The sequence below is a fragment of the Gilliamella sp. B2887 genome, assembly GCF_026537015.1.
GTDB lineage: Bacteria > Pseudomonadota > Gammaproteobacteria > Enterobacterales > Orbaceae > Gilliamella.
In genome coordinates, this window is sequence record NZ_JAFNMX010000001.1 from 204,358 (window position 1) to 219,842 (window position 15,485).

General features: G+C 35.6%; 17 protein-coding genes, 1 pseudogene and 1 riboswitch. Of the genes and pseudogenes, 13 read left to right on the forward strand and 5 right to left on the reverse strand.

What is annotated here, in order from left to right; genetic code table 11:
- Window positions 1–6 precede the first annotated feature (6 nt).
- From J3U13_RS00900 to thiD, 12 genes are all read left to right on the forward strand, one after another.
- On the forward strand, window positions 7–630 hold the full coding sequence (locus tag J3U13_RS00900; RefSeq protein ID WP_267339508.1) for a LysE family transporter: 624 nt from the start codon (window positions 7–9) through the stop codon (window positions 628–630).
- Between the two features lie 194 nt (window positions 631–824).
- Window positions 825–1,787, forward strand: coding sequence for an arabinose-5-phosphate isomerase GutQ (gene gutQ / locus J3U13_RS00905; RefSeq protein ID WP_267339509.1), 963 nt, complete (start codon window positions 825–827; stop codon window positions 1,785–1,787).
- A 186-nt stretch (window positions 1,788–1,973) separates the two neighbouring features.
- Window positions 1,974–2,495 carry a shikimate kinase AroK gene (gene aroK / locus J3U13_RS00910; RefSeq protein ID WP_267339510.1) on the forward strand — a complete coding sequence of 174 codons (522 nt, stop codon included), beginning with the start codon at window positions 1,974–1,976 and terminating at the stop codon, window positions 2,493–2,495.
- Window positions 2,496–2,561: 66 nt separating this feature from the next.
- Window positions 2,562–3,329: an SPOR domain-containing protein gene (locus tag J3U13_RS00915; RefSeq protein WP_267339511.1), complete on the forward strand. Its 768-nt coding sequence runs from the start codon at window positions 2,562–2,564 to the stop codon at window positions 3,327–3,329.
- Window positions 3,330–3,381: 52 nt separating this feature from the next.
- Window positions 3,382–4,203, forward strand: coding sequence for a Dam family site-specific DNA-(adenine-N6)-methyltransferase (locus tag J3U13_RS00920; protein ID WP_267339512.1), 822 nt, complete (start codon window positions 3,382–3,384; stop codon window positions 4,201–4,203).
- Window positions 4,204–4,242: 39 nt separating this feature from the next.
- Window positions 4,243–4,920, forward strand: coding sequence for a ribulose-phosphate 3-epimerase (gene rpe / locus J3U13_RS00925; protein ID WP_267339513.1), 678 nt, complete (start codon window positions 4,243–4,245; stop codon window positions 4,918–4,920).
- Window positions 4,913–5,608, forward strand: a complete 696-nt coding sequence (locus tag J3U13_RS00930; RefSeq protein ID WP_267339514.1) for a phosphoglycolate phosphatase — start codon at window positions 4,913–4,915, stop codon at window positions 5,606–5,608. The genes rpe and J3U13_RS00930 overlap by 8 nt, the downstream gene beginning before the upstream one ends.
- A gap of 38 nt (window positions 5,609–5,646) precedes the next feature.
- Complete coding sequence (trpS, locus tag J3U13_RS00935) at window positions 5,647–6,642, forward strand: tryptophan--tRNA ligase (RefSeq protein WP_267339515.1); 996 nt, start codon at window positions 5,647–5,649, stop codon at window positions 6,640–6,642.
- A gap of 143 nt (window positions 6,643–6,785) precedes the next feature.
- On the forward strand, window positions 6,786–8,147 hold the full coding sequence (gene trkA / locus J3U13_RS00940) for a Trk system potassium transporter TrkA (protein WP_267339516.1): 1,362 nt from the start codon (window positions 6,786–6,788) through the stop codon (window positions 8,145–8,147).
- Between the two features lie 35 nt (window positions 8,148–8,182).
- A riboswitch (TPP riboswitch) is annotated at window positions 8,183–8,285 on the forward strand.
- Window positions 8,286–8,342: 57 nt separating this feature from the next.
- Window positions 8,343–9,131, forward strand: coding sequence for a hydroxyethylthiazole kinase (gene thiM, locus J3U13_RS00945; RefSeq protein ID WP_267339517.1), 789 nt, complete (start codon window positions 8,343–8,345; stop codon window positions 9,129–9,131).
- 9 nt (window positions 9,132–9,140) lie between these two features.
- Window positions 9,141–9,788 carry a thiamine phosphate synthase gene (thiE, locus tag J3U13_RS00950; RefSeq protein WP_267339518.1) on the forward strand — a complete coding sequence of 216 codons (648 nt, stop codon included), beginning with the start codon at window positions 9,141–9,143 and terminating at the stop codon, window positions 9,786–9,788.
- Between the two features lie 11 nt (window positions 9,789–9,799).
- Entirely contained in the window at window positions 9,800–10,594 is a 795-nt protein-coding gene (thiD, locus tag J3U13_RS00955) for a bifunctional hydroxymethylpyrimidine kinase/phosphomethylpyrimidine kinase (RefSeq protein ID WP_267339519.1), read from the forward strand.
- A gap of 324 nt (window positions 10,595–10,918) precedes the next feature.
- Here the strand turns inward: thiD and J3U13_RS00960 are convergent, their stop codons facing one another.
- The 3 genes from J3U13_RS00960 to J3U13_RS00970 form a co-directional block, all read right to left on the reverse strand.
- Entirely contained in the window at window positions 10,919–11,374 is a 456-nt protein-coding gene (locus J3U13_RS00960; RefSeq protein WP_267339520.1) for an STY0301 family protein, read from the reverse strand.
- A gap of 159 nt (window positions 11,375–11,533) precedes the next feature.
- Window positions 11,534–12,019, reverse strand: coding sequence for an STY0301 family protein (locus J3U13_RS00965; RefSeq protein ID WP_267339521.1), 486 nt, complete (start codon window positions 12,017–12,019; stop codon window positions 11,534–11,536).
- A gap of 254 nt (window positions 12,020–12,273) precedes the next feature.
- A complete protein-coding gene (locus J3U13_RS00970) occupies window positions 12,274–12,477 on the reverse strand; it encodes a heavy-metal-associated domain-containing protein (protein WP_267339522.1) in 204 nt (67 codons plus the stop codon).
- Window positions 12,478–12,932: 455 nt separating this feature from the next.
- Here J3U13_RS00970 and J3U13_RS11415 point away from each other — a divergent pair.
- Window positions 12,933–13,073: pseudogene (locus J3U13_RS11415) on the forward strand (hypothetical protein); the annotation flags it as partial.
- 315 nt (window positions 13,074–13,388) lie between these two features.
- Here the strand turns inward: J3U13_RS11415 and mnmE are convergent.
- Together mnmE and J3U13_RS00980 are read right to left on the reverse strand one after the other, a co-directional pair.
- Window positions 13,389–14,753, reverse strand: coding sequence for a tRNA uridine-5-carboxymethylaminomethyl(34) synthesis GTPase MnmE (gene mnmE / locus J3U13_RS00975; protein WP_416380327.1), 1,365 nt, complete (start codon window positions 14,751–14,753; stop codon window positions 13,389–13,391).
- A 128-nt stretch (window positions 14,754–14,881) separates the two neighbouring features.
- Window positions 14,882–15,475, reverse strand: a complete 594-nt coding sequence (locus J3U13_RS00980; protein ID WP_267339524.1) for a YdcF family protein — start codon at window positions 15,473–15,475, stop codon at window positions 14,882–14,884.
- Window positions 15,476–15,485 lie beyond the last annotated feature (10 nt).

Here is a 15,485-nt window from a genome sequence, read left to right on the forward strand (position 1 = left end):
TATAAAATGACAGTCGATACATTAATGCTAGTCATCACTATCAGTTTTTTAGGATTGATTTCACCGGGACCTGATTTTTTTCTGATTCTGAAAAACAGTTTGAGCTATAGCCGAAAAATCGCGTTGATGTCTTGTTTAGGCGTGATTATGGCGATATTAATTCATATGAGTTATTGTATTGCCGGTATTGCCATACTCATTGCAACAACACCGATTCTTTATAATGGATTACGTTATGCAGGTTCAGCTTACTTATTATGGCTCGGAATAAAAGCATTACTAGCAAAGAAAGCAAGTACAACTTATCTTATTCAACAATCGAACATCAAATGTATTTCCGCTAAAACGGCCTTTATGCAAGGCCTATTTTGCAATCTACTTAATCCTAAAGCAACACTCTACTTCTTAGCAATTTTCACTCAAGTATTAAGTGCAAATTCATCAATGATTGATAAACTTTTGGTAGCACTTATCATTTGGATAGAAGCTGTTATTTGGTGGCCTTTTGTTGTGTATATATTCCAAACACCAGCTGTACAACGAAAATATTTTAAAATACAAATAATTATTGATAAATTATTAGGTATTATTTTAATAACATTAGGTATAAAAGTTGCATTAGGATTTTAAAATAAATTTCTCAATATTTTTTTACTAAAACATTATGTTCACCTGAAACTTTTTTACATCAAAACTTTCTTTTTTTGAATCTTCTATAGTTAATGATACACTGTTAGCAATATGATTGATTATAATTAACCATTATTGATTATCGATTATAGCTATATGATTTACTTATATTTAAATATATTAGGTTAGTAAATATGAACAAATTATTACAATATGGTCGAGAACTTCTTGAATTAGAACTTCAAGAAGCCCAAAAATTACCTGATCGACTAGGTAAAGATTTTATTGAAGCGTGTCAACTTATTTTATCAAATAAAGGGAAAGTCGTTGTATCAGGTATTGGAAAATCCGGACATATTGGAAAAAAAATCGCAGCATCATTAGCAAGCACCGGTAGTCCAGCTTTTTTCATGCACCCATCTGAAGCCTTACATGGGGATTTAGGTATGGTCACTAAAAATGATGTAGCCATTCTTATCTCATACTCTGGACGAGCAAAAGAATTTAACTTTATTTTACCAATGCTGTCAGCAATGAACGTACCTGTGATAGCCATTACAGGTGGATTGGATTCTCCATTAGCTAAATCAGCGCAAGCAGTACTCGATGTATCAATCGAACAAGAAGCATGTCCAATGGGACTTGCACCGACTTCAAGTTCAACCAATACTCTACTAATGGGTGATGCACTCGCTATCGCAGTTATGCGTGCTCGTGGATTCAAAGAAGAAGATTTTGCTCGCTCTCATCCTGCGGGTAGTTTGGGAGCTAAATTACTCAATCATGTCAAAGATGTCATGAGACAAGGTGATTTAATTCCAAAAGTACCTCAGACTGCAACGGTATTCGATGCCATATTAGAATTAAGCCGAACTGGAGTGGGTTTAGTTGCAATCTGTCAGGATAATAATAAAATAATTGGTGTTTTTACCGACGGAGACTTACGTCGATTATTACTAAAAAATGGTACATTGCAAGATAGTATTAGCTCTGTTATGACAAGCCCTGGCTATCAAATACCTGAGAGTTGGAAAGCAGTAGAAGCTTTAAAATCATTTAATGATCATAATATTACCGCAGCACCTGTCGTTAATAGTTCAGGTGAATTAGTAGGCGCTTTAAATATTCATGATTTACATCAAGCGGGAATAAGCTAAAAACTATTATAAATACTTATTGCAAAAAGGTACTATCTATTGAGATAATTACCGACCTAAATTTTTGTCGTTAGACGGAGATCCAAGAAAAGTTACACAGTTAACAATGCGAATGATTAAATAAATCATTGAACGTTAATGTTGTGTTGTATATTTTAACCAAAATTAATAGATGATGAAACTACAATGGCAGAAAAGCGAAATATCTTTCTAATTGGCCCAATGGGGGCAGGAAAAAGCACAATAGGCCGACAGATTGCACAACAGCTAGGCATGGAATTTTTTGATTCAGACCAAGAGATTGAAAAACGTACAGGCGCTGATATTGCATGGATTTTTGATTTAGAGGGTGAAGACGGATTCCGAGCCAGAGAAGAAAAAGTCATTAATGAATTGACTGAAAAACAAGGCGTAGTACTTGCAACCGGAGGGGGTTCAGTATTATCGAAAGAGACTCGTAATCGATTATCGGCTCGTGGCATTGTTGTTTATCTTGAAACAACCATTGAAAAACAAATGGCTAGAACGCAAAAAGATAAACGTCGTCCACTTTTACAAGGCGGCAATACTCCAAGAGAACTTTACGAAGAACTTGCCGGCGAGCGAGAACCTCTTTACGAAGAAATTGCGGATATTACAATCAAAACTGATGAACAAAGTGCTAAAGGTGTTGCAAGTTATATTATTGAGAAAATAGAGCAAATTTAAGTCGCTTATTTTAGAAATAATGGTACTTTATAAGGCAATAATCTTTTGATAGGTTAAGGAGGAAATATGCGTGTAGATAAAGACGATCGTTATATATCAGAACAACCTAGCAAGGATTCAACGCCCCCATTAAAATTGCCTAATTTTCTTCAAAATTATCCAAAGAAAAAACTTATTATTTGCGGTTTGATAATCCTAGTTATTTTTTTAATAATAAGCTTGATTATTTTCCGACCTTCACGAAAAAGCGAACCAACGCCTTTAACGCCTCCTGTGGTTAACGGTGTTGCTTCAACAGTTGAAACGGATAATATTAATGCTGTTTATGATGGACAAAGCAATGTTACAGATAATGGAAAAACTACTGATAATTCATTGGTGAATTTGGAAAGATTGAATCCATCTAAACCTGAAGTGCCAAAACCATCTGAAAATAACAGTAATGGTATAATTTCAACTGATAATTCAAATATGGCATCAAATGCCAATCGTAATGGCGAAAAAAAACCAACTAAAAAGATAGTTAATCTAAACGACGACAAAAATAGTTTAGCTAAAAACTCTAGGATAAAAGATGATCATTATGTGATTCAAATTACTGCATCTAGGTCGATTGAGGGCTTAAAAAAATTTGTTACACAAAATAAAATAGCGAATTACCATATTTATGAAACTCAATACAGCAATGGTAAATGGTTTATTTTAGTTAAAGGTAATTATTCATCAATTGATGAGGCTCATAAAGCGATCAAGTCACTACCAACAGCTCTCCAAAAAGATAAACCATGGGTTAAGTCGGGAGCAATGGTTAATAAAGAAAAAATAGTAAACTAATAAAGGATATCGTCCATTTATCCTACTAGCAACGAAAAAATAGGAGCAACCGTTGAAGAAGCAACGAGCCTTTTTAAAATGGGCCGGAGGAAAATATGCGCTTGTAGACACAATTAAGCAATATCTACCAGAAGGGGAACAATTAATTGAACCTTTTGTTGGCGCAGGTTCTGTTTTTTTAAATACCGATTACAAAAGTTATATTTTAGCTGATATCAATCATGATTTAATTGCACTATTTAAACTACTAAAAACAAACCCTGATCAATTTATTAATGATCTTAAACCATTATTTAATGAGCAAAATAATCAATCTGAGGCATTTTACCAACTTCGAGATGTATTTAATGGTAGTAACGATCAGTATTTAAGATCGTTACTCTTTGTCTATTTCAATCGACATGGTTATAACGGGTTATGTCGTTATAATACTAATGGAAAATTTAATGTACCCTTTGGTCGATATAAAACAGTCTATTTCCCTGAAAAAGAACTTTACTTTTTTGCTGAAAAAGCACAAAAGGCTGAGTTTATTTGTGCGCCTTATCATGAGGTCATGCAAAAGGCTGAACAAAATTCGGTGATTTATTGTGATCCACCTTATATTCCACCTAATAAATCAGGAGGATTTACGTCTTATTATTCCAATATTTTTGGCTTTGAAGAGCACAAAAATTTGTCTAAATTAGCGGAAACAGTGGCATATAAAAAAAATATACCCGTACTGGTGTCTAACCATTATACTGAATACACCATGACGCTCTATAATAAGGCGAGTTATCTTTACCGAGCAGAAATGCGTCGTTCAATCAGTTGTGCAGGTGGAAGCAGAAAAAAGATTGATGAGATTTTAGCTTTATATAAAAAGTCATGAGCAAGCTTATATGTAAAGTTGATTATTTAGAGGTAGGTTATGAAAGAATTTATTATTGCACCATCAATATTGTCCGCGGATTTTGCTCGCCTTGGGGAAGATACTCAAAAAGTACTTGATGCGGGTGCAGATGTTATCCATTTTGATGTAATGGATAATCATTTTGTACCAAATCTAACCATGGGTTCAATGTTTTGCAAAGCGTTACGTGACTATGGGATTACCGCACCGATTGATGTGCATTTAATGGTTTCGCCAGTCGAAGAATTAATTACCTCTTTCGCCAAAGCTGGCGCTACGAATATCTCTATTCATCCGGAAGCGACCATCCATTTGGATCGAGCGATACAGTTAATCAAAGATCATGGTTGCAATGCTGGTATTGTATTTAATCCAGCCACCCCATTAGATTATTTAGATTATGTAATCGATAAAATTGATATTATTTTATTAATGAGCGTTAATCCTGGTTTTGGCGGACAATCTTTTATTCCTTCCACCTTAAAAAAATTACAACAAACAAGAAAACGCATTATTGATTCGGGACGAGATATTCGTTTAGAAGTCGATGGAGGCGTTAAAGTTGATAATATAGCCGAAATTGCCAAAGCTGGTGCCGATATGTTTGTAGCAGGTTCAGCTGTTTTTGGTGAACCAGATTATAAAACGGTAATTGACGCTATGCGCCAACAGTTAGCAGGAGTTACATATGCATAAATTACAAGATATTCAAGCAATCGCCTTTGATTTAGATGGCACACTTGTTGATAGTGTGCCAGGACTTACGCTTGCTGCGCAAAATATGCTTGCAGATTTAAAACTTGCCACTATAACAAATGAACAAGTAAAAAACTTTGTTGGAAATGGCATTGATGTGATGTTAGAACGCATATTTAAAGCAATTAATGTTATACCATCAGCTGAACAATTTGCCAAAGCTAAAGCACTATTTAATCAACATTATGACAAGGTCATCGATGCCGAAACTAAGCTATTCCCTCATGTCAAAGAAACCTTAAAAACACTGCATAATAATCAATATTCATTGGCACTAGTGACGAACAAACCCGCTCAATTTTTACCAGATTTGCTATCATCGCTTGGCATAAAAGAGTACTTTTCCCTGATACTTGGAGGTGGTGATGTTATTAAATTAAAACCACATCCAGCACCACTATACCAAGTCATGGCAACCTTCGGTTTATTCAGCGATCAGTTATTGTTTGTGGGAGATTCTAAAAACGATATTACTGCTGCCCAAAATGCCAAATGCCCTACTGTTGCACTAACCTATGGATACAATTATGGCATCTCGATTGCGACCAGCAATCCTGATTTTTTATTTGATGATTTTAAAGATATATTAACCTTATTACCTCAGCCCAAAGCTGAAGCTAAAAAATAATGATTAAAGATAAAAAATAACCAGATTAGGAATAAATTATGAGTAAACCGATTGTATTTAGTGGCGCTCAGCCCTCAGGCGAACTAACACTTGGCAACTATTTAGGGGCTTTAAAAAACTGGGTAACTTTGCAAAGCGAATATGATTGCGTTTATTGTATCGTCAATCAGCACGCCATTACTGTACGTCAGGATCCGCAAAAACTGCGTAAAGCAACACTTGATACATTAGCCTTATATTTAGCTTGTGGTATCGATCCGAAGCAAAGTACTATTTTTGTACAATCACAGGTACCCGCTCATGCTGAACTGGGTTGGGCATTAAACTGTTACACCTATTTTGGTGAATTGAGCCGTATGACGCAATTTAAAGATAAGTCTTCTCGTCATTCTGAAAATATTAACGCTGGACTGTTTGATTATCCTGTTTTGATGGCGGCAGATATATTATTATATCAAGCCAATTTAGTACCTGTTGGTGACGATCAAAAACAACATCTTGAATTATCACGCGATATTGCGATGCGTTTTAATGCACTTTATGGTGATATTTTTTCTGTACCTGAGCCATTTATTTCTAAGGTTGGCGCGCGGGTCATGTCATTACAAGACCCAACCAAAAAAATGTCTAAATCAGATGAAAATCGCAACAATGTGATTGGTTTACTCGAAAATCCTAAAGATATTGAAAAGAAAATTAAACGGGCAATGACCGATTCTGACGAACCACCAGTAGTACGTTATGATTTAAAAAATAAAGCTGGCGTATCAAACCTGCTCGATATCTTAACAGGTATTACCGGTAAACCAATTGCTGAACTTGAAAAAGAGTTTGAAGGCAAAATGTACGGGCACCTCAAAACCGAAGTGGCAACTCAAGTGATTGATATGTTAACCGCATTACAAACTAAATATTACCAATTTCGTAATGATGAGAATTATTTACTTTCAGTCATGCAAGAAGGGGCAGAAAAAGCACGCTCCAAAGCCAAACCAACCTTGAAAAAGGTTTATGATGCAATTGGTTTTGTATAAACAATAAGCCATTAACTGCTAAACCAAAAAACTGATAGTTAAAATTCAAAATTATTACCTATCACAAAAAAATAGTATAGATTGGCTTTAATTAATGGATATGATGAGTAACGATTAAAGTCATCTGAATATATGGGTTGGTTATGAAGATTATTATTCTTGGTGCCGGACAAACAGGCAGTGCTTTAGCTGAATACCTTGTTACCGAAAAACAAAACGATGTCACTGTAATTGATGAAAATCATGATAAATTGCAATCTTTACAAGAGCGTTTTGATTTACAGGTCATTTGTGGCAAATCATCTTACCCACAAGTATTAGAAAGCGCTGGTGCTGAATCGGCTGATATGCTGGTTGCCGTCACTAATTCGGATGAAGTCAATATGATGGCTTGCCAAATAGGTCATGTCATGTTTAATATTCCGCAAAAAGTCGCACGCATTCGCGCACCAGAATATAATGACGAAAAATATTCGTTCTTTAATAAAGATTGCATTAATATCGACCATATTATTGCTCCAGAGAATCTTATTACCAATCATGTCAGTCAGTTAGTACAATATCCAGGATCTTTACAGTTTGCTTCTTTCTACGATAATCGTGTATGTTTGGTTGCAGTCACTGCCTATTATGGTGGAGCATTAGTCGGAAGTGAACTGTCTGAACTGAAAGAACATTTACCCCATGTTGAAGCTAGGGTTGTTGCAATATATCGAAAAAACCGCTTTATTCGCCCATTAGCTTCCACACTTATTGAGGCTGGTGATATGGTCTATTTCATTACTCCACCTAGCAACATCAAAGCAGTAACAAGTGAATTACAGAGACTTGAAAAACCTTATAAGCGTATCATTATTAGTGGCGGTGGCGGCATAGCGGTTGCCCTAGCCAAACGTTTAGAAAATGATTATCAAGTCAAATTAATCGAACGTAATGCTGAGCGTGCCGAATTAATTGCCGAACAATTGGTCAATACCACTGTTTTACATGGTGAATCGTCAGATCAAGAGCTACTATCACAAGAACAAGTTGAACTGACTGATCTATTTATTGCCGTAACAAGTGACGATGAATCTAACATTATGTCATCAATGCTGGCTAAAAGAATGGGCGCAAAAAAAGTTATTGTTTTAATTCAAAAGCAAGCCTACCTTGAACTGATTAATGATAGTGTTATTGATATTGCTATTTCACCACAACACGCCACTATTTCAGAGTTATTAAGTCATGTAAGGCAAACAGGTGTAGTCAAAGTTGTCTCTTTAAGGCAAGGTGAATCAGAAATAGTAGAGGTGGTAGCTCAGGGGGATAAAGACAGTTCCAAACTGGTTGGTAAAAATATCAATGGTTTAAAGTTACCTTCAGGTGCCACTATCGGTGCAGTAGTGCGTGGGGAAGATGTGATTATCGTTAATACCGATCTAACCATTGAAAGTAACGATCATCTTATCATCTTCTTACCCGACCGTCGTGATATAACTGATATAGAAAAATTATTACAATAGCTTGTGTTAAATTTTTAGTCAGTCCATAATAAATACTCTTTGACTCGGGGTGTTTTTTGTAAAGTACAAAAAACTGAGATTTTACCCGTTGAACCTGATCTGGATTATACCAGCGTAGGGAAGTCTCAGCCTTGAAAATTCTAGATTGGCCACTCTTCCCTTAATTAATTTTAAACATCGTAGTAAGGAAAGAATATGTCTGCCATCAATACTCTACAACTAGCTCAAGTTAGGCCTTTTATTGATCACATAAAACAACGATCTCCATTAATACATTGTATTACTAATGATGTCGTACAGAACTTTACCGCCAATGTCTTATTAGCGATTGGTGCATCGCCAGCGATGGTCATTGCGGAACAAGAAGTTGCTACTTTTGCACAAATTGCCAGTGGTTTATTAATCAATGTTGGTACCATTCATAGCAGCAGTGCGCAAAGTATGTTATTAGCCGCTGCTAGCGCTCAACAAAATCAAACACCATGGGTACTTGATCCGGTTGCTATTGGGCCTGCGCTCGCCTATCGCAGTGAAATCGTCCAACAATTATTAGCTTTTAAGCCAACAGTAGTGCGTGGCAATGCATCAGAAATATTGGCATTAAATGGTGAGACCACATCTGCTAAAGGTCCTGATGGTCAAGACTCCACCGAATCTGCTTTAAATGCAGCTAAAAAGCAAGCACTAAAACATCAAACCATTATTGCTATTACGGGCGGTATCGACTATATCACCAATGGCACGGAAACTTATAGCATCAAAGGTGGCGATATTACACTAACTAAAATTACAGGCACCGGCTGCTCGCTCTCTGCCATGGTTGCAGCGTTTATTGCCGGATCAACTAATCCCTTACTTGCAGCGGCTTCAGCTTGCTTTATGATGAAAAAAGCTGGCGAGCTTGCCAATAAACATCAAGGATTAGGCACTTACTCTGTGTCATTATTGGATAAGCTTTCACTATTTAACTCATTATATGTATAAAGAAATCACATGAAAAAACAACTCGATTTAAGTCTCTATTTAGTATTAGATCCAATGTTATGCGGTGGCATTAAAGGCATGATAGAAACCACCAAAATAGCTGTTGCCAATGGGGTAACGGCAGTACAATTAAGATCAGAACATGACTTTTCTGGCAAAGATTGGTATCACACCGCACTGGCATTAAAAGAGCTGCTAAATGACACTACCGTCCCCTTATTGATTAATGATCATGTCGATATTGCCCTAGCCGTTGATGCCGATGGTGTCCATATTGGGCAAAGCGATTTACCTGTCGATGTTGCCCGTAAATTAATCGGTAATGATAAGTGGTTAGGATTTTCGGTCGCCAATCGTCAACAACTGAATGCGGTTCCATGGCAACTTGTCGATTATATTGGGATTGGTCCTATTTATCCTACCACCACTAAACAAGATGCAGAACCAGCAATAGGCATGCCACAATTATCCCAATTAGTTAATCTAAAACAATGCCCTGCTGTCGCTATAGGCGGTATTAATACCAACAATGCCACACAAATACTACAAACCGGCATTGAAGGTATCGCGGTGGTGTCAGCTATTTGTGGTCAAAAAAATGTACAACAATCTACGTTATTGCTACTCGAAAAAATACAACCAATTAAATTAAGATAGGAAGAAAAATTATGACAACAGTGGCCTTAACAATGGCCGGTTCTGATCCAAGTGGTGGTGCCGGAATTCAAGCCGATTTAAAAGCCTTTTCTGCGATCGGAGCATATGGAATGTCGGTAATAACAGCGCTCACGGCCCAAAGTACCCAAGGAGTAAATGGTGTGATGGCAATCGATCCCGAATTTGTAGCCGCACAATTTAACACCCTTTATCGTGATATCAAAATTGATTCCGTAAAAATAGGTATGTTAATGAATAAAGAGATTGTGACTACGGTTTATCATCTATTAAATGATAATCCTATTGCCAATATAGTGCTAGATACCGTAATGATTGCTAAAGGTGGACATTCACTTTTAAAATCTGATGCAGTTAAAGCAATTCGTGAATTACTATTACCTTTAGCCACGGTAATAACACCTAACTTACCTGAAGCTGCTGCCTTACTGGAATGTGATGAGGCAAAAAGCGAAGATGAAATGCAACAACAGGGGCATGACTTATTAAAATTCGGCTGTAAAGCGGTATTAATAAAAGGTGGGCATTTGCAAAGTCAAGAAAGCCCCGATTATTTAATCACCCCAACAAAAACCATCAAAATGGTATCATCACGCATCCAAACTAAAAACACTCATGGCACAGGTTGCACATTATCAGCAGCAATTGCAGCTTTGTTACCAACACATAATTTAGAACACACCGTACGACAAGCAAAAGAATACTTGCAAGGTGCGATAAGTCATGCGGATGATTTAAAAATTGGTCAAGGAATTGGACCAACGCATCATTTTTATCGATGGTGGTAAATGAAATTTTTAATGAATATTGACAACAGGTGTGACTAATAAGATGATTAATACAATTTTTAAACATAACGACACACTAGTACGGCATAGATACTCAAAGTATTTTAATTTTGATTAATAATTGAAATCAACTACCTATTAATGCTAATAAACCAATAACAACGAAAACTACAGGAATTAAAATCGTTATTGCACGTAGCATAAATCCAAAATACTTTTTAAAAAAGAAATTTTTAAGTATAAGAGCAATGATTAAAATAACTTTGATAAAGCCCTTCAGTGCAACATAATTTTATATTAAAAGAATCTCCACATTACAAGGAATTAATGGCGATTCTTTGATTCACTCACACTACAGTGGAGCGTACCTTGTTTTACATTTTCATCTTCTGAATAAATAACCCAGCAACTCTTCATTGAAGGGTCAATTTTTTTGGTTATTGCAATTCCACTCTCTGCATATACACAAACAGCATAATAAGGGGCAGTATCTTCAGCATTATTGACTCTCCACACTAATTGCTGTTTAAAGCCATCACTTGTGCCAGATACGGGCACTTGCGCAGCTTTTTTCACAGGATTATCATAATAAAGTTCTAAATTTAAAAAAAATGAAGTAACAGTTTTATCTTCAGATACATCCCATCCATCGGGCTTATCTTCAACTTTTTCTTTAAAGGTGATCTCTTTTGGACAATCTATCTGGTACGCGTTCACAGTAAAAACGCTCGCTAACCAAGCGATAATTATCATAGTATTGCATAATCTTTTCCATGTCATATCCTATGTCCTCTCTAAACTGTCTTTACAATTAATAATTAGAAAAACAGGTTAATATTGTAAATTGTCATGATAATTTGATTAAAATAGTAAATAGATATCATTAAATTTTTAAAAATTAGATTATTCATTATCTTGTTTTGATAATAAAATTCTTACCTAATTTTTTGTATCGCTCGTTTTATTTGTAGTGCAGCTAAGCGAAACAACATTATTTACTACTTTTCCGTATTTATCCTCAGAATAAAAACTTTTGCATATATTCACTGAACGATCTATTTTTTTTATCATTTCGATTTTACTTCCAACATAAATACAGTCGACATAAAAAGGAATATCATCTATAGGTCGACTGACCTGCCAGGTAAGCTCAAATTGTTTACCCCAATTCTTACGACCAATTAAAGTTTCTTCTGGCTTTTGTTGAATCTTTTTAACTGGTTTATTGTAATAAACTGCTATGCTTAAAGGTTCATATATAGCACCATCTTCACTCTCAACAACCTCCCATCCATTTGTCAGATTTTCAACATATTTTTTGACTTTCAGTTCTTTTGGACATTCAATCTGATAAGCATTCACAAAAAAAACTGCTGCCAACCAAGCCATTGAAGCAACAGTAATACGTAATATTTTATCATCCATATTATAGATCCTTTAAAATTAGCACATTATCACATATACCAAATTTGCTATTATTTCAGATGATTATGCCAACACCATGAGAAAAATCAAGAAGAATTAATATGTTATATATTGGGGAAAATATTGATTTTTAAAAAAATAAACTAAACTTTTGGAGAAGATGGATGTTTAAATCGATTTTGTGTGATAAAAAAGGCGATTTTTTAGTTTAATCGCCTGAATTTATTAATATTATAAGTTTATATTATTAATTTCTAATACGAGATACCCACAAATTCAAATCCCGCTTCATTAACTGCTAAAATGGCTGCTTCTTGTGAGATCGTTCCTCCTTCTATATCAACTTCATGCTTAGTAAGATTTACAGTCACTCTCGCTTTAGGATCGATATCGTTGATTGCTTTAGTAATGGTATTTACACAATGTTGACAACTCATATTATCCACAATTAATTTCATAATGAACCCCTTATAGTTATTAAATAGTTTAACTACATTCTATCCTACTCACATCATAGAAAATGTCAGATTTTCTCTATACTTTTGATGCGTTGTACAAAACGATTTAGTTAGTTTTAGCCATCAGCTAAGTTAAACATATTGATTATATTACGCCAAAACTAACCAAATCCAAACCGACAAAAAAATAAATTGAACATGTTAATTTCAATTTAACGTTATTAAATTAAATACAAGAACCAATAAAACTGACATTGCCGCACAATTAGTATAAATAATGATACCCATATTAGACGGTTGAATAACCGGCAGATTATTTTGCAATTATATTTTCAAGTCATACACATCTTCCAATATAAAATTAAATAAATCATAGGATCAACAAAAATTGGAGGTATTGTATATATATTAAACGAATGAGTTGTTGTGATTGATTTGTATGCAATTTTTTAATTTTTCTTGGCTTAGGATTTTATGCCACACCATCGATTGACACAGCAATATCTAGCGCCTATAAAGATAAAGTTGGTATTGCATCAGGAATACCTAAAATGGCAATCTCATTAGGCGGTTCATTTGGGGTGGCAATTTCGGCATGAATCTATTCAGTAAGTATTGCCTGAGATCAATGTGTAACTATAGGTGTTGCACTAGAACTATGGTTCAATGTGGTATTTTGTCTCTTATGTTTTATCTCAATTTTAGTTTTAGTTTTAATTTCAAATAATGCTGGAAAAAATAAATAAGTCAGCTTAATTTTTCATAATTTTACTATTTACTATAGGGTCGAAATTTTAAACTCTATACCTATTTTATAGAAGATAGATGAATTCAACCTATAAAGCTCAAAAAGCAATATAGGTTGAATATTGAAGAATCTCCAAAAAGGAGATTAATTTATAACGCTCAACTTATTTGCCAATACAAAATGAACTGAATATTCTTCCTAATAAATCATCAGAAGTAAATTGACCTGTAATTTCACTTAAGGCTTCTTGAGCTAGTCTGAGCTCTTCAGCTAATAGTTCACCAGCATGAAATGTCGCGAGTTGGTATTTACCATTATTTAAATGCTCTGAAGCTTTTTCAAGTGCTTGCAAGTGGCGACGCCGAGCTAAAAAACCACCTTCTGTGCTGCTTGAAAAGCCCATAGCTTGTTTTAGATGATCACGCAATAGTGTTATACCTTCACCCGTTCGAGCTGATAATTGTATGAGCGCATACCCCTCTTGTTCGCTATAATCAAGTATTTCGCCGGTTAAATCAGCTTTATTGCGAATTACGGTTATAGGAATATTTTTAGGTAATCGTTCAATAAATTCTGGCCATAATTTTTCTGGATTGGTTTCACTAGTAGTTGTGCTATCAACCATAAATAAAACACGATCGGCTTGTTCTATTTCTTGCCATGCACGCTCAATACCTATACGCTCTACTTCATCACTGGCCTGACGCAGTCCAGCTGTATCAATGATATGCAAAGGCATACCATCAATGTGGATATGTTCTCGCAGTACATCACGGGTAGTCCCTGCAATATTAGTAACAATAGCAGCATCACGCCCAGCTAGAGCATTAAGCAAACTGGATTTTCCCGCATTGGGTCGACCAGCAATGACCACTTTCATGCCTTCACGTAATAATGTGCCTTGTTTGGCTTCCTGTCGAACTTCATTAAGGCGAGTAATAACATCGTTAAGTTGCGCCTCAATTTTACCATCGGATAAGAAGTCAATCTCTTCTTCCGGAAAATCGATAGCCGCTTCGGTAAAAATGCGTAAATGGATCAATGCTTCAACCAACGCATTCACTTTTTTAGAAAATACGCCTTGCAAAGATGATATCGCTGATTTTGCTGCTTGTTCTGAACTGGCATCAATTAAGTCAGCAATAGCTTCGGCTTGGGCTAAATCAAGTTTATCATTTAAAAATGCCCTTTCCGAAAATTCACCCGGTTTGGCAATGCGAACGTTAGCTATTTCAAGTACGCGTTTTAAAAGTAAATCTAAAATAACAGGACCACCGTGTCCTTGCAATTCAAGCACATCTTCACCAGTGAATGAGTGCGGATTAGGAAAGAATAACGCTATACCTTCGTCAAGTGTTGAGCCATCATTCGCTAAAAAGGGAAGATATTCGGCATACCTTGGTTTAGGTAATTTACCTAATACTGCGTGTGCAATCTCTTGCGCTTTCGGGCCTGATATACGCAATATGCCCACCCCCCCACGCCCTGGTGGCGTTGCTTGTGCAACAATTGTATCTGATTTCATAATTTTGTTTATAGCTAAATTAAATTGAATAGTTAATAATATCATGGACGCCCGGCAAAAACAGCTGTGACTATCGCTTTTGCTGAGCTGTTATTCGCTAATTTTAGCGTATTTTATATATCATTTTGTGGTTAATTTGTAAGTTTTGTATTGTCATCAGGATGATCAAAGAGCCAAGAGTTTGCTAATGCAAGCGGCTCACGAATTAATGCCACATATTTATCAGCATCATTAAATGCTAATGGTGCTGATAAACCTGATACATCATTAACACCTGAACGTTTGGCAAGCATTATTGAACGCAAAATATGAAAATCATTGGTGACCACTACCGTTTTCCCCAAAGGTAATATCCGATTTGCAAAAATAAATTGCTCAGCAGTGCGCCTTGACTTATCTTCTTGATAAACTCGGTTTGCATCAATTCCTTTGTCGATAAGATATTTTGCCATTACACTGGCTTCAGCTGTGGACTCATCTTCACCTTGTCCGCCACATACTATCACTTTAGTTTGAGGATTTTTATTGAGGTATTGGACAGCAGCATCTAATCTGTCCGCTAAAGTAGGTGGGGCTATAGCGGGTGTACCCGTGACTTGGGCCCCCAATATAACCATTGTTTGAGCATGTTGACTTGGTTTTTGCTGAGCATAAATATAGATAACAATGTTACAGACGATAAAATAGATTAATATGAATAAAAAACCAAACTTTAGTAATTTCATTATCATAACC